We start from the raw sequence: 26,217 nt of genomic DNA, 5'->3' as shown, positions 1-26,217 counted from the left end.
AAAAATACCCGAACAGGCCGGCAACGGGCAAAAAAAAACCGCCCGGATCGTTATGACACCGGACGGTTTCATGGAGCTTAGTAACATCAAGCCTGCGGGCGATCCGCCTTTTTCTCTCTTGCGACGATATACAGCAGCACGATGATGACGGCATACGGCAGCAGGGACAGCGCGTCCGAGTGCAGGCCCGCGTAGAACGGGTTGCCGTGCTCGGCCCAGTCGGCCATCATCTGGTCGAAGTGCGTGAGCACGCCGGACGTGATGGCGATAATGATGCCGGCCAGCGCGCCGCCGGCGATGTAGCCGGAGGCCAGCAGCACGCCCGAGCTGCGGTCGCCCGCCAGCTGGCGCTCTTCCTCGTTCAGCTTTGCGTTGTGTTCCAGCTTGTTGTTGCGGCGGTCCGCCAGCCAGCGCACCAGGCCGCCGACGAAGATCGGCAAGGTCGATGACAGCGGCAGGTACACGCCCACGGAAAACGCCAGCGACGGGATGCCGGCCATTTCCAGCACCACGGCGATCATCACGCCAAACAGCACCAGGGTCCACGGCAGTTGCTGGTCGAGGATGCCCTTGATGATGTAGGACATCAGCACGGCTTTCGGCGCATCGTACTTTTTCACTTCCGAACCGTCCGGACGCTTGCTGTAATGGCCGTTGATGCCCGGGTCGACCAGGTAAGCCAGCTGGCCGTCTTCCTTGACGAAATACTTGCCGGCCGGGCCGCCCACGGTATCGGTCTTCTGCCAGACTTTATACGTATTGTGGTCGGTATCGGCTTGCGGGCCATGCAGCTCGCCCGTCGCCGTCAGCTTCGACGCGTCGACCGTCAGGCCGGGCGCCACTTGCGCGGCAGGCACGTAGACGGTGCTCGCTTCGTTCAGCTTCAGCAGAATCGGGCCGAGGATGAGCGCGGACGACAGCGCGCCCGCCAGGATCGCGTACTGCTGCAGGCGCGGCGTGGCGCCCACCAGGTAGCCGGTTTTCAAATCCTGCGAGGTAGTGCCCGCATTGCTGGCGGCGATACACACGATGGCGCCCACCGACAGGGCCGTCACATAGTAACGCCCGCCCGTCCAGCCCATGATCAGGAAGATCAGGCAGGTAAACAGCAAGGTGGCCACGGCCATGCCGGAGATCGGGTTCGACGACGAGCCGATTTCGCCCGTCAGGCGCGACGACACGGTGGCGAACAGGAAGCCGAAGACGAGGATCAGCAGCGCACCGAGGAAATTCATGTGCAGCGGCGTGGCGAAGGTGATCACGGCGATGATGGACAGGCAGCCGATGACGACCCATTTCAAGGGGATATCCTGGTCCGTGCGCAAGGTGGAATTGCTCTTGACGCCCTTACCGATGCCTTTCAGGCCGGCCGACAGGCTGCGCCAGATCATGGGCATGGCGCGCACGAGGGAAATCAGGCCGCCAGCGGCCACGGCGCCCGCGCCGATATACAGCACGTAGGCGCTGCGCACGTCGTCCGCGCCCATTTCGCTGATCAACTTCGTGCCAGGAGACAGCACGGTGGTCAGGCTGTCGCCGAAGAACTTGATCATCGGGATCAAAAGCAGGTACGACAGCACGCCGCCGGCCGCCATGGTGGCGGCGATGCGCGGGCCGATGATGTAGCCCACGCCCAGCAACTCAGGGGAAATCTCGGCACCGATGGAGCCGCCCTTGAGCGGCGCGGCAAATTCCACGCCCGGCGTATCCTTCCAGCCCTTGAACGAGATATTGAATACCTTGTACAGCAAGCCGACGGCAAAACCGCCGAAGATGATCTTCGCGCGGCGCTTGGCGTCCAGCGCGGCGGCCGAATCCTTCTCGATGCTTTCACCGGCGGCGATGCGCGATTCTTCCGTGGCGGCCGCCTTGAGCACTTCGGCGCACGCCGTGCCTTCGGGGAATTTGAGTTCCTTGTGCTGGTCGACGATCATGGTGCGGCGCATCGGGATCATCATCAGGATGCCCAGCAGGCCGCCGAGGATACCGACCAGCATGACCCGCGAGATTTCCAGGTCGAAGCCGAGGATCAAAATGGCGGGCATGGTCACGCCCAGGCCGAAGGCCAGCGATTCGCCGGCCGAACCGGCCGTCTGCGTGATGCTGTTTTCCAGGATCGACGAATCCTTGCCGCCCACCTTCTTGGCCAGGCCGAACAGGGTGATGGCGATCACGGCGACGGGGATCGAGGCGCTGACGGTCAGGCCCACTTTCAGCACCAGGTACAGCGAGGAGGCGCCAAAGACCATCCCCAGGATGACGCCCATGAATAGCGCGCGGAAGGTCATCTCGGGCAGCTTCGCATCGGCCGGAATGTACGGCTTCACGACGCTCGGTGTTGCATCTTTTGCCATGGATATTTCCTTAATTTTTAAAAATAAACAGCCCGGATTGACGCCCGGGCTATTTTCTTGAAGCCGAGACTATCGCACAGCCGCGTTTCGATGAAAAGGTTTTTTGCTCCCGGTCCCGGCGGGCGGCCCTGGCGCCCCGCCCGCGCCGGAACGGCTGGCGCATTGGTCTATAATCGCTGCCACCGTGCCCTGCACGCTCATGTGAGACTGCCTTGACTGCCAAACGAACCGGATTTCCCTGGCCTTCCCGCCGCGCCACCGTGCGCGGCTTCATCATCGCCGGCTGCGCCGCGCTGGCCGCTGCCCTGCTGCTGGCCGCCTACCTGTTCCTGTACGTGCGCCCCCGCCTGCCCGAACTGGGCGTCATTACCGACTACCAGCCGAAGATACCGCTGCGCGTGTACACGGCCGACAATGTACTGATCGGCGAATTCGGCGAAGAACACCGCGACTTCGTGCCGATTGCACAAGTGCCGGAAATGATGAAAAAAGCCTTGCTGGCCATCGAGGATGGCCGCTTCTACGAGCACCACGGCATCGACTTCGTGCGCGCAGGCGGCGCCGTGCTGTCGAACCTGCGCCATGGCTTTGGCCACGGCGGCGGCTCCACCATCACCATGCAGGTGGCGCGCAATTTCTTCCTGACGCGCGAAAAAGTCGCCTCGCGCAAGCTCAATGAAATCATGCTGGCCCTGAAAATCGAGGCGGCCCTGTCGAAAGAGCAGATTCTCGAGCTGTACATGAACCAGATGTACCTGGGCCAGCGCTCGTTTGGCTTCGGCAGCGCGGCGCAGACCTACTTCGGCAAGCCCTTGTCCGAACTGTCGATCGCGGAAATGGCCATGCTGGCCGGCCTGCCGCAAAACCCGTCGCGCCACAACCCGATCAGCAATCCGAAAAAGGCGCACGCGCGCCAGCGACTGGTCTTGAAACGCATGCGCGAACTCGATTACATCAGCGAAGGCCAGTACCAGCAGGCGCTGGCGCAACCGCTGCATATCAATAGCCGCGGCAAGCAAGGTTTCGATACGCACGCCGAATACGTGGCCGAACTGGCGCGCCAGGCCGTCTACGCGCAATTCAAGGAAGACAGCTACACCAAGGGCATCAGCGTCTACACGACGATCCTGAAAGCCGACCAGGACGCGGCCTACGCGTCGACGCGCCGCAACGTCATCGCCTACGACCAGCGCCACGGCTACCGCGGCCCGGAAACCTTCATCGACATGCCAGCAGACCCGGAACAGCGCGACGACGCCATCGACGCCGCGCTGCAAAAACGCCCGGACAGCGACGGCCTGATCGCCGCCGTCGTCACGGAAGTGGCCGGCGGCAAGGTGGTGGCCGACACGGGTGACGGCGACGCCAAGGCCATCACGGGCGACGGCTTGCGCTTTGCCGCTCCTGCGCTCTCAAGCAAAGCGAGCGCCGGCATCAAGCTGCGCCCGGGCGCCGTGATCCGCATCACCAGGGATGGCAAGGACAACTGGGCCATCACGCAAGTGCCGCTGGTGGCCGCCGCGTTTGTGTCGCTCGACGCGGACACGGGCGCCTACCACGCCATGGTGGGCGGTTTCGATTACAACCTGCAGAAGTTCAACCACGTCACGCAGGCATGGCGCCAGCCCGGTTCGGCCATGAAGCCGTTCGTGTATTCGGCGGCGCTGGAAAAAGGCTTTTCGCCGGCCACCCTGATCAATGACGTGCCTTTGGCACTGCAGGCGGGCGGCAAGGTGTGGGCGCCGCAGAATGACGACTTCAAGTTCGACGGCCCCATCACCATGCGCTATGCGCTGGCGCAATCGAAGAACGTGGCCTCGGTGCGCATCCTGCGCGCGCTGGGCGTGTCGTACACGCACGACTTCCTGGAAAAATTCGGCTTCGACCCGGCCCGCCAGCCAAACAACCTGACCATGGCGCTGGGCACGGGTTCCGTCACTCCCGTGCAGATGGCGGGCGCCTACGCCCTGTTCGCCAATGGCGGCCACCAAGTGGAACCCTACCTGATCGACCGCATCGTCGACGCCAAGGGCACCATCCTGATGCAGACCAAACCGCCCGCGCCGAACGACGACAAGACCCTGGCGCTGGACCCGCGCAACGCCTTCGTGATGGACAGCATGCTGCGCGAAGTGGCGCGCACGGGCACGGGCGCGGCGGCGACGAAAAAACTGGGCCGCAGCGACATCGCCGGCAAGACGGGCACCACCAGCGACGCCGTCGACGGCTGGTTCGCCGGCTACAGCGGCGGCATCGTGGCCGTGGCGTGGATGGGTTATGACGAGCCCAAGTCCCTGGGCGGACGCGAATTCGGCGCGACCCTGGCCATGCCGATCTGGATCGACTACATGCGCACGGCCCTGTCGACGCGCCCACAAATCACGCGCGCCGTGCCGGCTGGCCTGAGCCAGGTCGACGGCGAGTGGCTGTACGATGAATTCATCGACATGAACGGGATCAGGACCCTGGATATGGACATGGAGACGCCGACGGATCCGGCGGCCGTGCCGGAGACGCTGCCGGTGGAAACCACGAACTGATCAGTAGGTCGGGTTAGCCGGAACGGCGTAACCCGACAAGCACCGCCGTCAACGCCTGTCGGATTACACTGCGCTAATCCGACCTGCCTCCGGCGCCTTGACCATGCTCAGATACCCGCGCGCCGTACTGACGACACTGTCGGCGAAATCGTCGACATTGACCTTCGCGGCGCGGTACTTCCAGCGTTTCACGTACCAGTCCTGGAACAGGGCCAGGCAGTGCGCGGCAAGCAAGGTGGGATCTCCCTGCGGCTTCGGTTCGATTTCGGCGATGGTGGCGGCGATCAGGGTCTGCACATACAGTTCCGAATTCTTCGCCATGCTGCGCTGCTCGACCTGCAGCACGCGCGAATCCATGAAGACGAAATAAAACCACGGCTGCAGCACTTCGGACAGGTAGATCGACGAGCGTATCATCGCCTCCAGGCGGTCCAGCGGCGACTTCACGTCGGCAAACAGCAGCGGCAAGGCTTGCGTGGCGTGGCGCACCACGTCCTCGATCATTTCGGCCAGTTGATCCTTGCTGGTGATGTAGCCATACAGGCCTCCCATCGACAGCCCCGTCTCGCGGCACAGGTCGCGCAAGCTCATGGCGCGGAAGCCCACGTCATTGGCCAGGCGGAAGGTGGCGACGAAGATGCGTTCAAGATTTTCCAGCGCCGGTTTGCGGCGCTTGACGCCGATACGTTTCGCGTGGCGGTCAAGAATATATTCCCAGATGTTTTCGCCATTTAAAGGCGTCATCTGCTGAAACTGTTCAAAATTAAAATGGGTCGACAAGTGCATTCCCAAATAACGGTGTAAGAGCGATATCCATGCAATGCCTGGGCACGGCACTGCAAGACGGCGGGACGGCTGATGCGGGGCCGATTATAGCTCAGGAAAACAACTATTTTACTTTTCAAGTATGCAATGGGCGCATAAGCAACGCCAAATTCCCACAGTTATTGCGCTGCATCATGCAATTCAAATGCAATTTAGATCCAGCGGTGCTACATTCAAAAAACCGAGCGCTCGCTATATTTAATGCATCGATAGAATGTGAAGGCGCGCACGGCACATCGCTACAGCATCGACATTTCCATACTATTCAAATAACGGAGACAAAATGAAGACTCGCTTTTGGCAACTGCTATCGACCCTGCTCCTCGCCCTCGCCATCCTGCCCGGCAGCGCCAGCGCCGCCGGCTACACGCAAACGAAGTACCCGATCGTGCTCGTGCACGGCCTGTTCGGCTTCGACAAGCTCGGCCCCGTCGAGTATTTTTATGGCGTCCCCGATGCCTTGCGCAGCGGCGGCGCGCAAGTGTATGTGACCACCGTGTCGGCCGCCAACAGCACGGAAGTGCGCGGCGAGCAGCTGCTGTCGCAGGTAAGGCAAATCCTCGCCGCCACGGGGGCAAGCAAGGTCAATTTGATTGGCCATAGCCACGGCGGCCCCACGGCCCGCTATGTCGCTTCCGTGCGCCCCGACCTGGTGGCGTCCGTCACCAGCGTGGCGGGCGTCAACAAAGGCTCCAAGGTGGCAGACATCCTCAGCGGCGCCATTCCCAACACCAGCAATGCGCTGGGCAATGCGCTCGCCTCGCTGATCGGCATTTTGTCGGGCAACAAGGGCTTGCCGCAGAATGCGGGCGCCTCGCTGGCGTCGCTGTCCACCGCCGGCTCGCTGGCCTTCAACAGCCGCCATCCGCAAGGCGTGCCCACCTCCGCCTGCGGCGAAGGCGCCTACGAGGTGCAAGGCGTGCACTATTTTTCCTGGAGTGGCGCGCAGCCGTACACGAACGTGCTCGACGTGGGCGACCCGCTGCTGGCCGCCATCAGCCTGGCCTTCGGCGGCGTGAAGAACGATGGCCTGGTCAGCAGCTGTTCCAGCCACCTGGGCAAGGTGATCCGCGACGACTACGCCATGAACCACCTCGATGAAGTCAACCAGTTCGTCGGCATCGTCAACCTGTTCGAAACGAACCCCGTCACCGTCTTCCGCCAGCAGGCCAACCGCCTGCAAGGTCTGGGACTGTAAGGAGAAGCGCATGCACGCGAAATGGATCATCGGCGGCAGCCTGGCAGTCCTGGCCCTGTACCTGGCGCTGCGCCCGGGCGAGCCGCCCGCCCCGCCGCAGGAAAAGGCGGAACCGGACCTGTTCGCGTTCGTGCGCTCGATGGAAGGCACGCGGCCCGACGGCAACGTGACGGTGGCCGCCGGCGACAAGCTGGTGGTCGACGCGGAACTGGGCCACCTGTTCGACTACTACCTGGCGGGCCTCGGCGAAAAGCCGCTGGCCGCTATCCGCAGCCAGATCGAGGTGGAACTGGACCGGCGCCTGGCGCCCGTCCCCGCCCGCGAAGCCAAGCGCCTGCTGGGCGCGTATCTGGCCTACAAGCAGGCGCTGGCCGGGGCCGAGCAGGCCTTGCCGGCGCAAGCCGATGCGGCCCTGGCGGCGCGCGCGCGCCTGCAAGCCATGCGCGCCTTGCGCGGCAATTACTTTACGCCCGAGGAAAGCGCGGGCCTGTTCGGCGCCAGCGACGCGTATGACGACGACGCCGTGGCGCGCATGGCCATCCTCGGCGACACCACGCTCGATGAGGCGCAGCGCCAGGCGCAACTGATGGCGCTGGACCAAAAGATGACGCCCGCCCAGCGCGCCGCGCGCGATGCGCCGCTGCAGGTGGCGCAGCTGGACGCCTCCGTCAAGAGCTTGCGGGCACAGGGCGGCGGCGACAATGAAGTCTACCGCCTGCGCGCCAGCACCTTCACGCCGGCGGCGGCGGCGCGCCTGGCGGAACTGGACCGCGAAGAATCGCAATGGCAGCAGCGCATCATCGCGTATCAGGCACAGAAAGCCGCCCTGCCCGGCGGCGCGCAGGATGCGGCGGCCCTGCGGCAGCTGCGCGACGCCAGTTTCACGCCGGACGAGCAGCGCCGGCTGGGCGCCTACGAATAACGATCAAGCCAGCTGCGCCAGCAAAGCCGCCGCCGCCATCACGTCCGCCGTGCCGCGCCCCTGCCGGTAGCCCGCATGGACGGGGGCCAGCACCGCATGCGCCGCGGCGCGGCGGCCTTGCGCCTGCAGCACGGCCGCCAGGCTGGTGGCGCAGCGCAGTTCCCAGCCCGGCGCCTGCTGCTCCCTGGCCAGCTGCAGCGCTTCTTCCAGCTGTACCCGCACCGCGTCCAGCCCGGTGACATCTTCTTGCGCCAGCGCGCGCCAACGGTAGTGCGCGTCGCGGCGCAGCACTTCCGGCGCGCTCCATGGCGCCTGGCCCATGCGTGCGCGCCGCAGCGCCTGGCTATCGGCGGCAGCGTCGTGCAGGGTGGCCATCAAGTCAACCTGTATCGGCCAGCTACGCACCGAAGGCCAGGGAAACTGTGTCAGCGCCTCGTCCGCATCAAGCAGGCGCTGGTAGGCTGCGCCCCAGGCGCTCCAGTACAGCAAGCCATAGCGGGTCGCATGCTCGCACAGCAGGCAAGTCCACGCATGCGCCAGTTCCCGCTGCCCGCACCACAAGGCGACGGGAATGGCATTGATGGCCAGCGCCACGCACAGCGTGACGCCATTGTGCTCGAACCCCACCGCCACCGCCTCGCGCATCAGGGCCAGGGCGTCGTCGGGGCGGCCCTGCGTCCACAGGCAGCGCGCCAGCGTGCCGCGCAGGCAAACCTGGTGGTCGGCCAGCAAGACATTGTTGAAGCCAAGCTGGCATTCGCCCTCGGGATGCGCGAGCACCATGCGCGCCAGCGCCGCCGACTGCGCGTAGCGTCCCTGCACATACTCGCCGACCGAACGCATGCGCGTCAGCACCAGCCGCATCGGCGTATCGTCGCGCGCGTCGCACAGGACGGCAAGCTCGGTGACATAACTGTCGGCGCGCTGGAAATCGGCCAGCTTCAGGCAGCATATCCACATGCCGCAAATCGCCTCAAATCGGCGACCGTCATCGTCCGTGCGCATCGCCAACGCATAACCGCGCTGGAACGAACGCAGCATGGTGCCGGTGATGCCCTGCGTATGCAGCAGCAGGTGCGCCTGCGAGGCATGCAGCCGCATCTCGCTGTCCGGGTCGTCCAGCGCATGCGCGGCCATGCGCTCAAGCGCCCGCTCGACGCGCACGCGGTACTCGTCCATCAGCGACAGCTGGTAAAACAGGGTTTGCGCGGCCAGGGTCAGGGCCACGCCCAGCGCCACGTCGCCCTCCTCGCCGAAGGCCCAGTCGATGGCGGCCCGCAGGTCATCGACGTGGCGGCCATAGCGCGCGTTCCAGTGGGCCGGCGGCATGCTCGCCCAGTCGGCGCCGATGCGTCCGGCCAAGCCCAGGCAATGGCGTGCATGGCGCAGCAGCACGGCGCCCGCGTCCCCGCCCGCCGACAGCTGCGCGCCAGCATAGGCGCGCGTGGTGTCGAGCAACCGGTAATACACGTGCTGGCGACAAAACTCGATGCTGACGAGGGACTTGGCCGCCAGGTCGGCCACGGTGTCGAACACATCGCATCCGGCCACGGCGCTGGCCGACTCGAGGCGGAAGCGGCTCCTGAACACGCTCAGCGCCTGCAGTACCTGGCGCTCTTGCGCGTCGAGCAGGCCATAGCTCCAGTCAAGGGTGGCACGCAGGGTCTGGTGGCGCAAGGGCATGTTGCGCGCGCCCCGCGTAAGCAGGCGAAAGCGGTCATCGAGCTGGCGGCGCAATTCGTGCAAGCCGAAATGGCCGATGCGCCCGGCCGCCAGCTCCAGCGCCAGCGGGATGCCATCGAGCCGCCGGCAGATATCGACGACGACGGGCACGTCGGCGTCGGCCAGCACGAAAGCATCGTCGACGGCCGCGCAGCGTTCGCAAAACAGCTGCACCGCAGAGAAATGGCGGGCTGCCGCCGCATCGGGCACGGCATCGGCCGGCGGCAATTCCAGCGTGGGCAGGCGCTGCAACTGCTCGCTGGTGAGGCGCAGCGGCTCCCGGCTGGTGGCCAGCACGTGCAGCAGCGGCGCGCCCTTGAGCAAGGCGTCGGCCAGCGTGGCGGCCGCGCCGATCACGTGTTCGCAGTTATCGAGCACGATCAGCATGTGGCGCGGGCGCAGGTAGGCCAGCAAGACCGGCATGGCGTCGTCGGCCGCGCTGGCCACGCCCAGCGCCGTGGCCAGCGCCAGCGGCACCAGGCGGGCCTCGTCCAGCGGCGACAGGTCGACGAAACACACGCCGTCGGCATAGCGGCGCAGCACGCGCGTGGCCAGGCCGACGGCCAGGGTGGTCTTGCCGATGCCGCCCGGACCGGCAATGCACAGCAGGCGCAATTGCAGCAGCTGGTTGGCCATCGTTTGCAGCACCTCGGCGCGGCCCAGCATGCGCGTCAGCATGACGGGCAGGTTGTGCCGTGGCTCGGCGCCCGCCGCACCGGGCGCCGGCCGGCCCGTGTGCGCCAGCGGCGCCAGGAAGCCGTAGCCGCGCCCGGGAATGGTGGTGATGTAGCGCTGGCCATCGCGGCCGTCGCCAAGCGCCTTGCGCAGGGCCGCCAGGTGCACGCGCAAGGTCGCGTCGTCGACCACGGCGTTGGGCCAGACGATGGCCACCAGTTCGTGCTTGTCGACGATGTCGCCGGCGCGCTCCAGCAGGGCCAGCAGCAAGTCCATGGCCCTGCTGCCCAGGCGCAGCGCGCGTTCGCCCTCGAACAGCACGCGCTCCAGCGGCAAAAGGCGAAACGGGCCGAAGACATAGGCCGGGGCAGGACTGTTTATCATTCTTGCGTGGGGGAGTAGGTGTTAAAGCACGCGGCTTGCAGTGGCCATATTCTACTGAGCATCCGCGCCATGCCGCATGGCGCCATGTTTCGGCACTGTTACAGGGCCGGCCGGCGCGCCCGCGGCCAGCAGCGCGGCCACGTCGGCCGCGGGCGCCGGGCGGTGCAGATAAAAGCCCTGTACCTGGGGGCAGCCGAGCCGCCGCAGCTGCGCCAGCTGTTCACCGTTTTCCACGCCCTCGGCCAGCGCCTGCAAGCCCAGGCTCCGCGCCAAGGCAAGGGTCGAGGCGACGATGACGGCGTCGCGGCCACCGCTGGCCACGTCGTGGATGAAGCAGCGGTCGATCTTGATGGTATGAATCGGCAGCATCCTGACATGGCTCAAGCCCGAATGGCCGGTGCCGTAATCGTCGAGCGAAATGGCCAGGCCCAGTGCGCGCAGCTGGCGCAATACCTGCGTCGCCTGCGCCATGTCGTCGATGCAGCAGCTTTCCGTCACTTCCAGCTCCAGCAGGCCGGCAGGTATGGCGTGGCGCCGCAGGCAGCCCAGCACAAAGTCTGGCAACTGCGGCTGGCACAGCTGGCGCGCCGAGACGTTCACGGCGACCGGCACCACGGGCAGCCCCGCCGCGCGCCACTGCGCCAGCTGGCGGCAAGCGGCGTCGATGCCCCAGTTGCCCAGCGCGGCAATGGCATTCGTCCGCTCGGCCAGGCCGATGAATTCGTTCGGATAGACGAGGCCGTGGCGCGGATGGTTCCAGCGCAGCAGCGCTTCCAGGCCGACCAGGCGCAACTGCGCCGTATCGAACTTGCCCTGGTAGTGAAAGCAGAATTCGCCGTCGACGATGGCCCTGTCCAGGCGCCCCTGCAACTCCCGGCTGCGCGCCGGCGCCCGGCACATCCGCGCCAGCGCGCCGTGCCAGAACCTTGCCAGGCGCGCCACTAGGCCAGCAGGCGCGGTACGGCCGGCGCAGTGCGGCCCGCCAGAACCGCCGGCCCCTGGCGCAGGCGAAACACGCTGACCACCTGCAGCAGCCTGGCCGCCTCGCCTTCCAGCGATTGCGAAGCGGCCGCCGCCTCTTCCACCAAGGCGGCGTTCTGCTGCGTCACTTCGTCCATCTGCACGACCGCCTGGCTGACCTGGCCGATGCCCGTGCTTTGCTCGGCGCTGGCCGCCGTGATGTCGGCCACCATCTGGCTCACGCGTCCCACGGCCGCCACCACGTCCCGCATCGTGGCGCCGGCCTGTGCAACCAGCGCCGCGCCTGCGTCCACCTGCTGCGTGGAGGTGGCGATCAGGGCGCGGATATCGCGCGCCGCCGCCGCGCTGCGCTGCGCCAGATTGCGCACTTCCGTTGCCACGACGGCAAAGCCCCGCCCCTGCTCGCCCGCGCGCGCCGCTTCCACGGCCGCATTCAGGGCCAGGATATTCGTCTGGAAGGCCAGCATGTCGATCACGCCGATGATGTCGGCCATCTGCGCCGACGACGCGCTGATGGCGTCCATCGTATGGATCACCTGGCCCACGGCTTGCCCGCCGGCGCCGGCGATGTTCGCCGCCTCGACGGCCAGCACGCTGGCATGGCGGGCATTGTCCGCGTTCTGCTGCACGGTGGAGCTCAGTTCCTCCATGGCCGACGCAGTCTGTTCGAGCGAGCTGGCCTGCTCCTCGGTGCGCGAGGACAGGTCGACATTGCCGGCCGCGATTTGCGACGAGGCCGTGGCGATGGTGTCGGTGCCGCTGCGCACCTGCTGCACGATGTCGAGCAGGTTGCCGTTCATGATGCACATCGCGTCGAGCAGCTTGCCCGTTTCATCGCCGCCGTGACGGCCGAAGGTCGACGTCAGGTCGCCGGCAGCCACGGTCTGCGCCACTGCCAGGGCATGGCGCAGCGGATCGACGATGCTGCGCGTGACCAGCCAGGCCGTGACGAGCGAAAAGAGCACGGCCAGCGCGCTCAGCGCCAGCATCATGTTGCGCGCCGTGGCGTGTTCCGCGCGCACCTGGGCGCCCGCCTCCTCCATCAGCCCATGCTGGTGCGCGATCAGGCTTTCCAGCGCCGCCATGTAACGCAGCTGGTCGCCGCGCACCGTACCGAGCAGCAAGCTGGTCGCTTCATCGCGCGCGCCCTCTTCCAGCAAGGCCAGTACCTTGTCGCGCCCGCCGTTGAACGCGGCGCGCGCCTGCGTCACGGCCGCCATCAGCTGGCGGCCCTGCGGCGACGTTACCACCTGTTCCAGCTGCGCCAGCCCCTTTTCCGTTGCGCCGCCCGCCCTGGCGATAGTGGCGCGTTCCTGCGCCAGCTGCTGCGGCTCCGTCATCAGCAGCAGGTTGCGCGAGGAGCGCGCGATGATATTGACATTCTTGATGATGTCGTTGGCCAGCACGGTTTTCGGATATTTGTCATTGATCACGTCGCGCATGCGCAGCTCCAGGCTGGACAGACGCAGCATGCCCAGCACGGCAGTCGCCAGCAGCAGCAAGGTCAACAATGCAAAGGCGCAGCGCAGGCGCGTGCCGATTTTCATATTTGCCATCTTTATTCGCATCCTTCAGTGTGGTGCATCGGTCATCACGCCGGGCTCGCATGCAAGGCTGACGGCAATGGCTGCCGCCTGCCATGAATGGCTGGACGCAGCAGGCGGAAGGGTCAGCCGGGATGTGGCCGAGGCGGGAACAAGGGTGGTACGTCAGGCAGTGTGAGTTATCTCACAGGCAATGTCGCGTTAAGTTTTGAAAAGATTTGCTTAGATGGCAAAACAGCTATTTTTATAACGCTGTTTTTTTAGTAAGTAGTAACCGCAGTGCGAACCGCAGTGCGACCCTCCGTACGCATGCAAAAACGGCCGCGCAAGGCGGCCGTCCGGTAGCGCATGCTGGCGCCGTCAATCGATCAGAACACTTCCCACTCGTCGTCGCGCGGCGCGCTCTGGCGCTGCGACGGCACGGCGTGCAAGGCCGGGCGGCCCGCGGCTGGACGCGGCGCAGGCCGCGATGCGGGACGCTTCAGCGCCGCGCTGACCGCCACGGCGCGCGGCGCGGCCGGCTTTGCGTTCGCGTTTGCCCGCGCGGCAGGCGCCTGGGCGCCATCGAGCTTGAAGACGCTGACCACCTGGGCCAGCTGGCCCGATTGCTCCTGCAGCGATTCGGCCGCGGCGGCCGCCTCTTCCACCAGGGCCGCGTTTTGCTGCGTCACCTGGTCCATCTGGCCGATGGCCTGGTTGATCTGGTCGATGCCCGAGCTTTGTTCCTGCGTGGCCAGGCTGATTTCCGCCATGATGTCCGTCACGCGCTGCACGCTCGAGACGATTTCGGCCATCGTGCTGCCCGCCTCGGCCACCAGCTTGCTGCCCGCATCCACTGCCACGACGGAGTCGCCGATCAGGGTCTTGATTTCCTTCGCTGCGGCGGCCGAGCGTTGCGCCAGATTGCGCACTTCCGTGGCCACGACGGCAAAGCCGCGTCCCTGCTCGCCCGCGCGCGCCGCTTCCACGGCCGCATTCAAGGCCAGGATATTCGTCTGGAAGGCGATGCCGTCGATGACGGAAATGATGTCGACGATCTTGCGCGACGAGTCGTTGATGGCGTCCATGGTCTCGACCACCTTGCCCACCACGGCGCCGCCCTTGACCGCCACGCCCGAGGCGCTCAGCGCCAGCTGGTTCGCCTGCTGGGCGTTGTCGGCATTCTGCCGCACAGTCGACGTCAGCTCTTCCATCGACGACGCCGTCTCTTCCAGCGAACTGGCTTGCTCTTCCGTGCGCGAGGACAGGTCCAGGTTGCCGCTGGCAATTTCCGACGACGCCGTGGCGATGGTCTCCGTGCCGCTGCGCACCTGGCCGACGATGCTGACCAGGCTGGAATTCATGTCCTTGAGCGCCTGCAGCAGCTGGCCCGTTTCTTCCGTCGTGTGTACCTCGATGTGGCTCGTCAGGTCGCCCGAAGCCACCGTTTGCGCCACTTTCACGGCCGAATTGATCGGCTGCGTGATGGCGCGCGTGATATAGGCGGCGCAGCCGATGCCCAGCGCGGAGGCCAGCAAGCCAAGAATGACCATCAGGCTTTCCGCGCGGATCACGGCCGCGCTGCCGTCCTTGACGCTGGCATCGGCAACGCCGTTATTGAGCTTGATGATCTCGTTGAGCGTGCCTTCGGCCTTGCCGAACAGGCTGCGCGAGTCCTGGTACTGCTTGTAGAACGCCGCGAACAACTCTTTCTGCCGCGGCTCGTCGCGGTTGTCGGCCAGCTGGCGCAAGATGGCGCGCACCTTGTCGTCGTCCGCCTTCCATGCAGTCCACTCGCCCTGGAAGCGCTTCCACAGCACGGCTTCTTCGGCGGTTTGCGGCAGCGGTTCGTACAGCTTGCGGCCCGCCTCGATATTATTCCAGGCCTTGGTGCGCAGCTGCAGCGCTTCCGCGAACTTGTCCTGTGCCTGGTAATTGTTTTCATACATGGCGGCCGTCAGGGTGGCGGCGGCAACGGCCGTCTGGCCTTCGTTGATCATCATCAAGCCCTGGATCGGCGGCAGACGCACCACGCCGATTTCATTGACGGCGTTGCCCACGGTGGCGATGCCCGTGTAGCCGCTGATGCCCACCACCAGCAAGGCCACCATCATCACGGCGACAAGCGTCGCCAACTTCCATTTGATCAGTAAATTCTTAAACATGGCGAGGTCCTTTATAAAGTCACGAAGACTGCTGGCGAAGTTGGGGCTGGCATGTTCGAGTAAAACAGCTGACACTTGTATAAAGGTGGCGGGGATAGGGCGTACGCTTCGTTACAATTGGCGAGATTTTATAAGTGGAAGCATAGTGGAAAACAGGCGCGCTGGCTGTCAAATACTTGATACAAAACAATATTTATTTCTTTACTGTGGCGCGCATTGCACAGCGGTCAAAAAAATTGACAGAACGCCCCGCTTTGGTGCAAAAAATCCCCATGCCTCACTATTGGCTACGCAGTTGATAGTCGTATAAGATGCGCAACAAGCAAACAACAGGCAGACCATGGCTTATCCTATCGAACACAAACTGGTGATCGGGGTCGCTTCCAGCGCCCTGTTCGACCTGGCCGAATCGCACCAGGTCTATCTCGACAACGGTCCCGAGGAATACCGCAAGTACCAGGAAACGCATATCGACACGGTCTTGCCGCGCGGCGTGGCCTTCCCCTTCATCCGCCGTTTCCTGAACATCAACAAGCACTATCCGCGCCAGTCGCCCGTGGAAGTGGTGCTGTTTTCGCGCAATTCGCCGGAAACGGGCTTGCGCGTCATGCATTCGATTGCCCACTATGGCCTGGATATCTCGCGCGCCGCCTTCATGACGGGCAAGTCGCCCTATCCCTATCTGCCCGCCTTCAACGCCTCGCTGTTCCTCAGCGCGAATGAAGACGACGTGCGCAGCGCGCTGGCCTGCGACTATCCGGCCGGCCTGGTGCTGCCGTCGCGCACGGAAGACGACGAAAACGACGAGGAACTGCGCGTGGCCTTCGATTTCGACGGCGTGATCGCCGATGACGAAGCGGAAACCGTTTTCAAGCGCAACAACGACGTCGATGAATTCCACGCCCATGAAACCCTGAACGTGGGCACGCCGCACCGCCCCGGCCCGCTGGCCGGCCTGTTCCAGAAGCTGGCCACCATGCAGCGCCTGGAAGAAAGGGCCCAGCGGCGCGACCCCGGTTATAAAAAGATCCTGCGCATCGCCATCATCACGGCGCGCAACGCGCCCTCGCACGAGCGCGTCGTGACGACCCTGAAAAGCTGGGGCGTGGCGGCCGACGAGACGTTTTTCCTCGGCGGCATGGACAAGTCGCGCGTGCTGGCCGTGTTCAAGCCGCATATCTTCTTCGACGACCAGCTGAGCCACCTCAAATCGGCGGGCGGCACTATCCCGATGGTGCATGTTCCTTTCGGTGTCGCGAATATGCGCGCGGGCGATGGTCTATAATCCTGCCTGTCAGCGCCGTCACTGGCGGCGCTGCGCGCACCACAGCTGTCCCATTCAACTGCCTCTGCCACTAGTGTCATCGCCTGCATGTCCTTAGACTTAACAAAAGCCCTCCCAAAGCCCGGCAACCGCTATGCGCTGCCCGCCCTGTATGGTTCATCCGACGCCTATGCCCTGGCGCTGGCCGCTTTGGCCTTGAAAGCGCGGGGCCAGATGCTGGCCGTGGTGGTGGCGCAGGCCAGCGACGGCCAGCGCCTGCTCGATGAAATCCCTTGGTTTGGCGGCAAGGAACTGCGCTGCCACCTGCTGCCGGACTGGGAAACCCTGCCCTACGACGCATTTTCGCCGCATCAGGACCTGGTCTCCGAGCGTCTGGCCACCCTGCATGAAATCCAGACGCGCCAGTGCGACGTGCTGATCGTGCCGGCCACCACGGCGCTCGTGCGCCTGGCGCCGCCGTCCTTCCTGGCCGCCTACACCTTCTTCTTCAAGAAGGGTGAAAAGCTCGACGAGGCGCGCCTGAAGTCGCAGCTGACCCTGGCCGGCTACAGCCATGTTTCGCAAGTGATGTCGCCCGGCGAATACTCGGTGCGCGGCGGCCTGCTCGACTTGTTCCCCATGGGTTCGGCCCTGCCCTACCGTCTGGACCTGTTCGGCGACACCATCGAAACCATCCGCACCTTCGACGCCGACACCCAGCGCTCGCTGTATCCCGTGCATGAAGTACGGCTGCTGCCGGGCCGCGAATTTCCCATGGACGAAGCGGCGCGCACCACCTTCCGCAACCGCTGGCGCGAGCAGTTCGAGGGCGATCCATCGCGCTCGGTCGTCTACAAGGACATCAGCAGCGGCATCGCCTCGGCCGGCATCGAATACTACCTGCCCCTGTTCTTCGAACAGACGGCCACCCTGTTCGACTACCTGCCGCCCGACGCTTCGCTGGCCCTGGTGGGCGAGATCGACTCTGCCATCGGCCGCTTCTGGACCGATACCCAGTCGCGCTACCGCTTTTTAAAAGCGGACCGCGAACGTCCCATCCTGCCGCCCGAATCGCTGTTCCTGTCCGACGAGCAGTTCTTCGGCCTGGCCAAGCCGTATGCGCGCCTGGCCATTGCGAAGTCGAACGATGCGCTGGCGTCCGAACTGTCGGCCCCCGTGCCGAACATCGCCGTCAACCGCCGCGCCGACGATCCGCTGGCCAACCTGCGCAGCTATTTGCTGCAATCGGGGCGCCGCGTGATGATCTGCGCCGAATCGAACGGCCGCCGCGAAACCTTGCAGCAGTACTTCAGCGAATACGATCTGCACCTGACGCCGGTGGAAGGCAGCGACGGCTTTTTGCAATCCGACGCCAAGCTGATGCTGGGCGTGGCGCCGCTGCATGCGGGCTTCGAGCTGTTTACGCCGGAAGGAAATCTATCCTTCATCACCGAGACGGAGCTGTATGCCGGTTCCGGCCGCCGGGTCGGCACCAAGAAACAGGAAGGCGTGACGCAGGTCGAGTCGATGGTGCGCGACCTGTCGGAGCTGAAAATCGGCGACCCCGTCGTGCACATCAATCATGGCATCGGGCGCTACATGGGCCTGACCAGCATGGACCTGGGCGAAGGCGAGACGGAATTTTTGCACCTGGAATACGCGAAGGACACCAAGCTGTACGTGCCCGTGTCGCAGCTGCACGTCATTTCCCGCTATTCGGGCGCCTCGCCGGAAGACGCGCCGCTGCACTCGCTCGGTTCGGGCCAGTGGGAGAAAGCCAAGAAGCGCGCCGCCGAACAGGTGCGCGACACGGCCGCCGAGCTGCTCAACCTGTATGCGCGCCGCGCGCTGCGCCAGGGCCACTCGTTTGAATTCTCGTCGCACGACTACCAGCGCTTCGCCGACAGCTTCGGCTTCGACGAGACGCCGGACCAGGCCGAAGCCATCCACAACGTCATCAAGGACATGACTTCCGGCAAACCGATGGACCGCCTCGTCTGTGGAGACGTCGGCTTCGGCAAGACGGAAGTGGCGCTGCGCGCAGCCTTCATCGCCGTGATGGGCGGCAAGCAGGTAGCCATCCTGGCGCCCACCACCCTGCTGGCCGAGCAGCATGCGCAGACCTTCGCCGACCGTTTCGCCGACTGGCCCGTGCGCATCGCGGAACTGTCGCGCTTCCGCAGCGGCAAGGAGATCACGCAGGCGTTCAAGGGGATGGCAGACGGCACCATCGACATCGTCATCGGCACGCACAAGCTGCTGTCCGACGACGTGAAGTTTACCCGCCTGGGCCTCGTCATCATCGACGAGGAACACAGGTTCGGCGTGCGCCAGAAGGAAGCGCTGAAAGCGCTGCGCGCGGAAGTGGACGTGCTGACCCTGACGGCCACGCCGATCCCGCGTACCCTGGGCATGGCGCTGGAAGGCTTGCGCGACTTTTCCATCATCGCCACGGCGCCGCAAAAGCGCCTGGCCATCAAGACTTTTGTCCGCAGCGAAGGCGAAGCCATCATCCGCGAAGCGTGCCTGCGCGAGCTCAAACGGGGCGGCCAGATCTACTTCCTGCACAACGAAGTGGAAACCATCCAGAACCGCCTGGCCATGCTGACGGAACTGCTGCCCGAGGCGCGCATCGCCGTGGCGCACGGCCAGATGCACGAGCGCGACCTGGAAAAGGTCATGCGCGACTTCGTCGCCCAGCGTTTCAATATTTTGCTGTGCACGACCATCATTGAAACCGGCATCGACGTGCCGACGGCGAACACCATCATCATGCACCGCGCCGACAAGTTCGGCCTGGCGCAGCTGCACCAGCTGCGCGGCCGGGTGGGACGCTCGCATCACCAGGCCTACGCCTACCTGCTGGTGCACGACGTGCAGGGTCTCACCAAGCTGGCGCAGCGCCGCCTGGACGCCATCCAGCAGATGGAAGAACTGGGCAGCGGCTTTTACCTGGCCATGCACGACCTGGAAATCCGCGGCGCCGGCGAGGTGCTGGGCGAGAGCCAGTCGGGCGAAATGACGGAGATCGGCTTCCAGCTGTATTCGGACATGCTCAACGAAGCCGTGCGCTCGCTGAAGGCGGGCAAGGAGCCGGACCTGGCCGCGCCGCTGGCGTCGACGACCGAGATCAACCTGCACGTGCCTGCCCTGCTGCCGGCCGATTTCTGCGGCGACGTGCACGAACGCCTGTCGATCTACAAGCGCCTGGCCAACTGCGCCACGCAAGAGAAGATCGACGATATCCAGGAAGAGCTGATCGACCGCTTCGGCAAGCTGCCCGACGCCGTCAAGGCCCTGGTCGAGACGCACCGCCTGCGCATCGCCGCGAAAACCGTGGGCATCGTCAAGATCGATGTGCATGGCGAGGCAGCCACCCTGCAATTCATGGCCAAGCCGCCCATCGACCCGATGCGCATCATCGACCTGATCCAGAAAAACCGCCATATCAAGCTGCATGGCCAGGACAAGCTGAAAATTACGGCCGCCATGCCGGACCTGGCCGCGCGCGTGACGCAGATCAAGACCACCATCAAGCAATTGACGGTGTAGACCATTTCGATAATTAATGCAGGACTGCCCCATGACCAATACCAAGACCATCACCATGAATCTGATCCTGCAGGGCCTGGACGGCGATAGCGCCCGTCTCGAACGCATCGCCGCGCTGGCCGCGCCGACGTCCGTCACGCGCCTCGGTCCGAACGCCGTGCGCTGCGAGCAGATCGCCTACTCGCCCGCGCTGCGCCCCACCATCGAAGTGGCGGCCCAGGCGGCGCAGCTGGACGCCACCTATATGATGGGACAGCGCGAACTCAGCGAGTTCAAGCTCGTGGCGATGGACATGGATTCGACCCTGATCACCATCGAGTGCATCGATGAAATCGCCGACATGCAGGGCCTGAAACCGCAGGTGGCAGCCATCACGGAAGCGGCCATGCGCGGCGAACTCGATTTTGCCGCCAGCCTGAAACAGCGCGTGGCCCTGCTCGAAGGCCTCGATGCATCGGCCCTGCAACGCGTCTACGACGAGCGTTTGAAACTGTCGCCGGGCGCGGAAGCCATGCTGGCGGCCGTGCAAAAGACCGGCCTGAAAACTCTGCTGGTGTCGGGCGGCTTTACCTTCTTCACCGAGCGCCTGAAGGAACGCCTGGGCCTCGACTACACGCATGCGAACGCACTGGAAATCGTCGACGGCAAACTGACGGGCAAAGTCCTGGGCGGCATCGTCGACGCCGAGGAAAAGCAGCGTACGGTGGAGCGCGTGTGCGCGGAACTGGGCATTTCCCCGTCCGAAGCCATCGTCATGGGCGACGGCGCCAACGATTTGAAGATGATGGGCATCGCCGGCCTGTCGGTTGCCTTCCGCGCCAAGCCCGTGGTGCGCTCGCAAGCCGACGTGGCGCTGAACTTCGTGGGACTCGATGGCTTGCTCAACGTCTTGAGCTGAATCGGCCCCAGGTTAGGGCTATCGGGCGGGCGGTGCGCGCGCGATGGCATAAGTTTGCTATATTGCAAACTTGTGATCATCCCGCCAGCCCATCGTGAAAGAGCTCCGCATGCCGCCACCGCTGCCAGAAGAAATACAACGCCACCTCGATATATTCGTCGCCGCCGCGCAAAAGGCCTTCGGTGCCGACCTGGCCGCCGCCGTGCTGTTTGGCTCTGCCGCCGATGGTCAGTTGCGCGCCACCTCAGACGTCAACCTGCTGTTGCTGCTCAAGCGCTTTACGCCGCAGGCGGCCGATGCGCTGCGCGGGCCCTTGCGCCTGGCGCATGCCGCCATCGATTTGCAGGTGATGTTCCTGCTTGAAAGCGAATTGACGCAGGCCGCCGACGCCTTTGCCGTCAAGTTCGCCGACATCATCGCGCGCCACCAGGTGCTGCATGGCGTTGACCCTTTCGCCAGCCTGCACACGAGCCGCGACGCCGTGCTGCGCCGGCTGCGGCAAGTGCTGCTGAACAAGCAGGTGCGCATGCGCGAACGGTATATGCTATTGAGCCTGAATGAAGAACAGCTGGCCGGCGCCATCGCCGACGCGGCCGGTCCCCTGCGTTCGGCCGCGGCCTCGCTGGCGCAGCTGGAAGACAAACCTGCGCAGTCCGGCAAGCAGGCGCTCGAAGCGTTTGTCGACCAGCTGGGCGAACCGGCCCTGCACGCTGCCCTGCAAGCCATGTCGGCGGCGCGCGAAACGGCGCGCCTGGCGCCGGGGCAGGCCCTGCCCGCCTTTACGGGCTTGATGACGATTACCGAACGCTTGCGCGAACACGCGGAGCAGATGCGGTGAACGGCGTCAACCCGTTCGACTGGAGCGGGCCATCGTTCCTGCTGGCCTACCTGATCTTCGGCGCGCTCGTATACTACCTCGTACGCGAGCTGCTGATCCGCCAGGAATTGCGCAATCCGCACGCCCAGCTGTCGCTGGCCGACGATCCCTACCGCATCGCCTTCCTGCGCGGCGGCGCCCTCGAAGCCGTGAAAATCGCCGCCATCGTGCTGGTCGACCGCGGCTTGCTGCGCGCCGATGGTCCGCTGCTGGAAACGGCCAGCGCAGACAGCCTGCGCTTCGCCAGCCACGACATCGAACGCGACGTGCTGCGCCTGTATCTGGGCCGCCAGGGCCACAGCAAGGAACTGGCCGTGCAAGCCGAGATGCTGCCGTCGTGCCGCGCCTACCAGGAGACCTTGACGCAGCAGGAATTGCTGGTCGGCCCGCAGTTGCTGCGCCGGCGCGCACGCATCACCTGGGCCGCGCACTGGCTGCTGCTGACGGTGGCCGCCGTCAAGGCCGTCATCGCCATCAGCCGCCAGCACTACAACCTGCTGTTCCTGGCGGTCCTGCTGGCGATTTTTCTCCTCATGCTGCGCGGCCTGCGCACCCAGGCGACCAGCTGGAGCGCGCAGCGGCTGCTGACCGACCTGCGCATGCTGTTCGGCCGGCTGAACATGCGCTCGGCGCGCCTGCAGGCGGGCAGCAGCAGCGCCGACATGGCCCTGCTGGCCGCCATCTTCGGCATCGGCGCCCTGCCCTTGTCCGTGTACGCGTATGTCGCCGAGCTGTATCCGGTGCCCCGGCAAAATGGCGGCGGCGACTCCTCGTCCAGCAGCACGGGCGACTCGGGCGACTCGTCATCGGGCAGCGGCGGTGACGGCGGCAGCAGCGGCTGTGGCGGTTGCGGCGGTGGCGGCGGCTGTGGCAGTTAGCCGGGAGACCACGCGCGACCGCGTCGGCCTGGGCTGGCGCGGCGAACTGGCCGCCGGCATCCTGTCCAACCTGGCGCGGATCGACGTGCTGGAAGTGATCGCCGACGATTATTACCGCACCTCGCGCGCCGGTATCGCCGCCTTGCGCAGCCTGGCGCGCCAAGTGCCGGTCAGCCTGCACGGCGTGGGCATGGGGCTGGCGTCGACGATTCCCGCCGACCCGCGCCGCCTGCATGCGATGGCGCGCCTGATGAAAGAAGTGCAGGCGGAGTCCTGGTCCGAGCACCTGAGTTTCGTGCGCGCCGGCGGCATCGAGATCGGCCACCTGGCGGCACCGCCGCGCACGCCGCACAGCGCTGCCGGCGCGATTGACAATATCGCGCTGGCCACGCGCATCGTCGGCAGCGCGCCGCTGATGGAAAACATCGCCACCCTGGTTCAGCCGCCGGCCAGCACCCTGAACGAAGCGGCATGGGTGGCGCAAATTATCCACGGCGCGCAAGTGCCGCTGCTGCTTGACCTGCACAATCTGTATGCGAATGCCGTCAATGCCGGCGAGGCGCCGCAGGAACTGCTGCTGCGCCTGCCGCTGGACAGGGTGGGCGCCGTACACCTGAGCGGCGGCCACTGGATCGCTGCGCCGGGCGGCGGCCAGCGGCTGCTGGACGACCATCTGCACGACGTGCCGCCCGAAGTCTTTGCTTTATTGACGGTGCTGGCGCGCCATGCGCCGCAACCGTTGACGGTGATCGTCGAACGCGACGGCAATTATCCGTCGTTCGAGCATGTGCTGGACCAACTGGATTTGGCGCGCGCGGCCTTGCGCGCGGGGCGCAGCGCATGAGTTCCCCCGCACTGGAAACCTACCTGGCAAGGCTGTACACGGACGACGCCCTGCGTGCCGCCTTCCTGCTTGAGCCCCTTGCGCAAGCCCTGCGGCATGGCTTGTCGCCGCAGGAAGCTGAGGCGATGGCGGCGATGGACCGCATCGGCCTGCAGATGGCGGCGGCCAGCTATCGTTCCAAGCGCACCGCACACGGTACCCGGGCCGCACCGGCGCAACGCTGGTGGCGCCGGCTGCTGGCCATCTGGACCTGACGGCCTACAGCTGCCACAGGCGCAGCGGCAGCAGTCCCCACCAGGCCAGTACCAGCAGCAGTTGCAGGGCCGCCAGCAAGGCCACCCAATCCCATTTCGCCCACGAGCCCGCCTCGGCCGCCGTGCCGCGGCTGCGCCAGCAGCGGGCCAGGCCGAATGCCGTCGCCAGCGGCAGCGCGCCCGTCACCAATACCAGCAGCACGCTGGCGATGGTGATGTCGCCCAGGCGCAGGTAGGACTGGAAATAGAAAAACGGCAGCGGCAGGAGCAGCGCCAGCATGGCCAGCAAAGGCGCGAACAGATGGTCGCCCCGCCCCAGGCTGCGCAGCGCGGCGCGCCACACGCCCACCACCAGCACGTACAGCAAGCCGGCCGCACCGAGGGCCAGGCTGCCCCACAGCACCAGCATGCGCAGCATCGATGCGCGCTCATAGCTGCGCAGGCCGTCGCTGAGCACATGCTTGCCATCTTCCTGCATCAGCACGTGCGACGGCGTGCTGCGGTCGCTGGCGCGGAACAGCAGGCCGCCCACCGGCTCCAGTTCCTTCGGTTCGCCCTGGAACGGGATCAGGAACAGCGACTCGCCATCCCATTTCACACGCGTAAAACCGAAGACGGCGTCGACCCAGGCCATGCTGGCCATGGGGCTGGGCGACGGCACGTAGACGCCCTGCCAGTTTTCCACCGTCGGTGCGGGCGTGCCGCGCGGGGCCGGCGCGCGCAGCGGCAGTTCCAGGTCGCGCAGCAGCAGGCGGTTGAAGCGTTCATAGTCGGCCTGCTCGGCATCCGTATTGAAGGCCACGAAGAACGCGCTGTCCTGTTCCGGATAGATGCACAGCATGGCGCGGAAACCCACGGCCGTGCCAGGGTGGCAAGCGCCCACCACGTTATGGCGATCGCGCACGGCCAGCGCCAGGCCGTGTCCCGTTGCCAGGCCAGCCTGCGCCGCATCCGTGCCGGCCGGCTCGGACAAGGCGCCCATCAGCGCCAGGTCGATGAATTGCGCGCCCTGCAGCTTGCCATCGCCCATCAGGAACTGCGCCAGCTTGCCCATGTCGGCCGCCGTGGTGGTAAATTGCGCGGCCGGACGCAGATACTGGTGCACGGCCGGCTGCGCCAAGCCATGCTCGAAGTGGCCCATGGCCAGGCGCGGGTCCGCGAGCGATCCCGCCTGGGTGCTCATTTGCGTAACATAGGCAAACGTGCTGTCCGCCATGCCCAGCGGTTGCAGCAGCTGCGCATCGAGGTAGCGCTCGTACGGCTGGCCCGTGACCTTCTCGATCACCATGCCCAGCAAGCCATAGCCCATGTTCGAATACGCATAGCGGCTGCCGGGCCGGGCGCGCACGCGCAGCAGATTGCGGCCACCGTCAAACGCCTCGGCCAGCGGCGTCTCCGGCGCCGGATTCAGGCTGAACGCCTGCCAGAAGCGCACGTTATCGAGGCCCGAGGTATGCGCCAGCAGGTGGCGGATGCGCACGGGGTCGCTGGCCTGCCACGGGTTTTTCAGCGCCAGTTCCGGCAGCACCTGCTGCAAGGGCGTGTCGAGCGTGAGCTTGTCTTCGCTGACGAGGCGCAGGACGCCCAGCGCCAGCGCCACCTTGCCCACGGAGCCCACCTGCATGCGCGTATCCGCCTGCATGGGTATTTGCTTGGCGGCATCGCGCAAGCCGGACGCGCCCGTGCGCACTGAGCCATCGGGCAAGACTTCGCTCCAGACGGCGCCGGCCAGGCCTTCTTCCTTCAAGCCGGCGGCAAACTCCGCTTCCAGGGGCGCGCCGGCGGCATGGGCCACCGTGACGCACAGCAGCAAGGCCGGCACAGCGCGCTGCAGCCATGCTCTGGCGCGCGCGGCCAGGGTAGGATATCGATCTCGTTTCAACAATGTATTCTGCCTTTTTCCATGGACTGCGCTGCCGCGCCGCTTTGCTTGTTACAATTAAAAATTGAGCAACGACGGGAGCTTTCATGTCACAAGATATTATTTTGGACACCCAACTTCAGCAGACCAAAAAACTGGCCTGGTGGTTGTACCTGATACATGGCGCCAGCTTCGTGTTTTCGCTGGGCGCGTTTTCCTTCATTCCGCTCATTATCAATTATGTGAAGCGGGATGAGGCGGCCGGGACCTTCGTGCACAGCCATCACAGCTGGATGATCCGTTCCTTCTGGTGGTACGTGGTCTGGATCGTCGTCGGCGCCATCCTGTGGGTCACGCTGATCGGCATTCCGCTGGCGCTCATCGTGTGGGGCGTGGCCTGGCTGTGGAAAGCCTACCGCCTGCTGCGCGGCTTCATCGACCTGAACAACAACAGCCCCGTCCCCATGTAAATGCTCGTGGGCAAGCCATCGTGCTTGCCC

Annotated in this window: 18 protein-coding genes; 11 read left to right on the top strand and 7 right to left on the bottom strand. The window is 65.3% G+C overall.

Going from position 1 to position 26,217, the window contains the following annotated elements; translation table 11 throughout:
* Positions 1 to 86: 86 nt before the first annotated feature.
* Complete coding sequence (locus GYK42_RS06840) at positions 87 to 2,354, bottom strand: OPT family oligopeptide transporter (protein ID WP_166446858.1); 2,268 nt, start codon at positions 2,352 to 2,354, stop codon at positions 87 to 89.
* A gap of 212 nt (positions 2,355 to 2,566) precedes the next feature.
* Between GYK42_RS06840 and GYK42_RS06835 the strand changes: the two genes are divergently transcribed.
* Positions 2,567 to 4,894, top strand: a complete 2,328-nt coding sequence (locus tag GYK42_RS06835) for a penicillin-binding protein 1A (protein WP_205711296.1) — start codon at positions 2,567 to 2,569, stop codon at positions 4,892 to 4,894.
* Positions 4,895 to 4,957: 63 nt separating this feature from the next.
* Here GYK42_RS06835 and GYK42_RS06830 read toward each other — a convergent pair whose 3' ends face one another.
* Positions 4,958 to 5,638: a TetR/AcrR family transcriptional regulator gene (locus GYK42_RS06830; RefSeq protein ID WP_166446857.1), complete on the bottom strand. Its 681-nt coding sequence runs from the start codon at positions 5,636 to 5,638 to the stop codon at positions 4,958 to 4,960.
* Between the two features lie 364 nt (positions 5,639 to 6,002).
* Between GYK42_RS06830 and GYK42_RS06825 the strand changes: the two genes are divergently transcribed.
* Together GYK42_RS06825 and GYK42_RS06820 are read left to right on the top strand one after the other, a co-directional pair.
* Positions 6,003 to 6,917, top strand: coding sequence for a lipase family alpha/beta hydrolase (locus GYK42_RS06825; protein ID WP_166446856.1), 915 nt, complete (start codon positions 6,003 to 6,005; stop codon positions 6,915 to 6,917).
* Between the two features lie 10 nt (positions 6,918 to 6,927).
* On the top strand, positions 6,928 to 7,839 hold the full coding sequence (locus tag GYK42_RS06820) for a lipase secretion chaperone (protein ID WP_166446855.1): 912 nt from the start codon (positions 6,928 to 6,930) through the stop codon (positions 7,837 to 7,839).
* Positions 7,840 to 7,842: 3 nt separating this feature from the next.
* Here the strand turns inward: GYK42_RS06820 and GYK42_RS06815 are convergent, their stop codons facing one another.
* From GYK42_RS06815 to GYK42_RS06800, 4 genes are all read right to left on the bottom strand, one after another.
* Complete coding sequence (locus tag GYK42_RS06815; protein WP_166446854.1) at positions 7,843 to 10,620, bottom strand: ATP-binding protein; 2,778 nt, start codon at positions 10,618 to 10,620, stop codon at positions 7,843 to 7,845.
* A gap of 51 nt (positions 10,621 to 10,671) precedes the next feature.
* Positions 10,672 to 11,490, bottom strand: coding sequence for a putative bifunctional diguanylate cyclase/phosphodiesterase (locus tag GYK42_RS06810; protein WP_166446853.1), 819 nt, complete (start codon positions 11,488 to 11,490; stop codon positions 10,672 to 10,674).
* A 71-nt stretch (positions 11,491 to 11,561) separates the two neighbouring features.
* The gene (locus tag GYK42_RS29540; protein WP_277346570.1) at positions 11,562 to 13,157 is read right to left on the bottom strand and encodes a methyl-accepting chemotaxis protein; all 1,596 of its coding nucleotides are present in this window, start codon (positions 13,155 to 13,157) and stop codon (positions 11,562 to 11,564) included.
* Positions 13,158 to 13,513: 356 nt separating this feature from the next.
* Positions 13,514 to 15,289 carry a methyl-accepting chemotaxis protein gene (locus tag GYK42_RS06800; protein ID WP_166446852.1) on the bottom strand — a complete coding sequence of 592 codons (1,776 nt, stop codon included), beginning with the start codon at positions 15,287 to 15,289 and terminating at the stop codon, positions 13,514 to 13,516.
* A gap of 340 nt (positions 15,290 to 15,629) precedes the next feature.
* On the opposite strand from GYK42_RS06800, the gene GYK42_RS06795 reads away from it, so the two are divergent.
* From GYK42_RS06795 to GYK42_RS06765, 7 genes are all read left to right on the top strand, one after another.
* Positions 15,630 to 16,574 carry a 5'-nucleotidase gene (locus GYK42_RS06795; RefSeq protein WP_046683016.1) on the top strand — a complete coding sequence of 315 codons (945 nt, stop codon included), beginning with the start codon at positions 15,630 to 15,632 and terminating at the stop codon, positions 16,572 to 16,574.
* A gap of 87 nt (positions 16,575 to 16,661) precedes the next feature.
* Positions 16,662 to 20,105, top strand: a complete 3,444-nt coding sequence (mfd, locus tag GYK42_RS06790) for a transcription-repair coupling factor (protein WP_166446851.1) — start codon at positions 16,662 to 16,664, stop codon at positions 20,103 to 20,105.
* A 55-nt stretch (positions 20,106 to 20,160) separates the two neighbouring features.
* A complete protein-coding gene (gene serB / locus GYK42_RS06785; RefSeq protein WP_166446942.1) occupies positions 20,161 to 21,003 on the top strand; it encodes a phosphoserine phosphatase SerB in 843 nt (280 codons plus the stop codon).
* Positions 21,004 to 21,112: 109 nt separating this feature from the next.
* Positions 21,113 to 21,841 carry a nucleotidyltransferase domain-containing protein gene (locus GYK42_RS06780; protein WP_166446850.1) on the top strand — a complete coding sequence of 243 codons (729 nt, stop codon included), beginning with the start codon at positions 21,113 to 21,115 and terminating at the stop codon, positions 21,839 to 21,841.
* On the top strand, positions 21,838 to 22,758 hold the full coding sequence (locus GYK42_RS06775; protein ID WP_166446849.1) for a TIGR04222 domain-containing membrane protein: 921 nt from the start codon (positions 21,838 to 21,840) through the stop codon (positions 22,756 to 22,758). Before GYK42_RS06780 ends, GYK42_RS06775 begins: the two co-directional genes overlap by 4 nt.
* Positions 22,748 to 23,602 carry a multinuclear nonheme iron-dependent oxidase gene (locus tag GYK42_RS06770; RefSeq protein WP_166446848.1) on the top strand — a complete coding sequence of 285 codons (855 nt, stop codon included), beginning with the start codon at positions 22,748 to 22,750 and terminating at the stop codon, positions 23,600 to 23,602. Before GYK42_RS06775 ends, GYK42_RS06770 begins: the two co-directional genes overlap by 11 nt.
* Positions 23,599 to 23,856 carry a hypothetical protein gene (locus GYK42_RS06765; protein WP_166446847.1) on the top strand — a complete coding sequence of 86 codons (258 nt, stop codon included), beginning with the start codon at positions 23,599 to 23,601 and terminating at the stop codon, positions 23,854 to 23,856. Before GYK42_RS06770 ends, GYK42_RS06765 begins: the two co-directional genes overlap by 4 nt.
* A 4-nt stretch (positions 23,857 to 23,860) precedes the next feature.
* Here GYK42_RS06765 and GYK42_RS06760 read toward each other — a convergent pair whose 3' ends face one another.
* A complete protein-coding gene (locus GYK42_RS06760; protein WP_166446846.1) occupies positions 23,861 to 25,738 on the bottom strand; it encodes a serine hydrolase domain-containing protein in 1,878 nt (625 codons plus the stop codon).
* 86 nt (positions 25,739 to 25,824) lie between these two features.
* Between GYK42_RS06760 and GYK42_RS06755 the strand changes: the two genes are divergently transcribed.
* The gene (locus tag GYK42_RS06755; protein ID WP_046683021.1) at positions 25,825 to 26,187 is read left to right on the top strand and encodes a DUF4870 family protein; all 363 of its coding nucleotides are present in this window, start codon (positions 25,825 to 25,827) and stop codon (positions 26,185 to 26,187) included.
* The last annotated feature ends 30 nt before the right edge of the window (positions 26,188 to 26,217 follow it).

This window comes from Janthinobacterium lividum (assembly GCF_011601275.1).
GTDB lineage: Bacteria > Pseudomonadota > Gammaproteobacteria > Burkholderiales > Burkholderiaceae_D > Janthinobacterium > Janthinobacterium lividum_E.
This window is presented reverse-complemented; position numbering and strand designations above follow the sequence as displayed.

Coding starts and splice junctions, on each gene's coding strand:
- GYK42_RS06840 (WP_166446858.1), bottom strand. CDS start 2,354: ATGGCAAAAGATGCAACACCGAGCGTCGTGAAGCCGTACATTCCGGCC.
- GYK42_RS06830 (WP_166446857.1), bottom strand. CDS start 5,638: ATGACGCCTTTAAATGGCGAAAACATCTGGGAATATATTCTTGACCGC.
- GYK42_RS06825 (WP_166446856.1), top strand. CDS start 6,003: ATGAAGACTCGCTTTTGGCAACTGCTATCGACCCTGCTCCTCGCCCTC.
- GYK42_RS06820 (WP_166446855.1), top strand. CDS start 6,928: ATGCACGCGAAATGGATCATCGGCGGCAGCCTGGCAGTCCTGGCCCTG.
- GYK42_RS06815 (WP_166446854.1), bottom strand. CDS start 10,620: ATGATAAACAGTCCTGCCCCGGCCTATGTCTTCGGCCCGTTTCGCCTT.
- GYK42_RS29540 (WP_277346570.1), bottom strand. CDS start 13,157: ATGGCAAATATGAAAATCGGCACGCGCCTGCGCTGCGCCTTTGCATTG.
- GYK42_RS06800 (WP_166446852.1), bottom strand. CDS start 15,289: ATGTTTAAGAATTTACTGATCAAATGGAAGTTGGCGACGCTTGTCGCC.
- GYK42_RS06795 (WP_046683016.1), top strand. CDS start 15,630: ATGGCTTATCCTATCGAACACAAACTGGTGATCGGGGTCGCTTCCAGC.
- mfd (WP_166446851.1), top strand. CDS start 16,662: ATGTCCTTAGACTTAACAAAAGCCCTCCCAAAGCCCGGCAACCGCTAT.
- serB (WP_166446942.1), top strand. CDS start 20,161: ATGAATCTGATCCTGCAGGGCCTGGACGGCGATAGCGCCCGTCTCGAA.
- GYK42_RS06780 (WP_166446850.1), top strand. CDS start 21,113: ATGCCGCCACCGCTGCCAGAAGAAATACAACGCCACCTCGATATATTC.
- GYK42_RS06765 (WP_166446847.1), top strand. CDS start 23,599: ATGAGTTCCCCCGCACTGGAAACCTACCTGGCAAGGCTGTACACGGAC.
- GYK42_RS06755 (WP_046683021.1), top strand. CDS start 25,825: ATGTCACAAGATATTATTTTGGACACCCAACTTCAGCAGACCAAAAAA.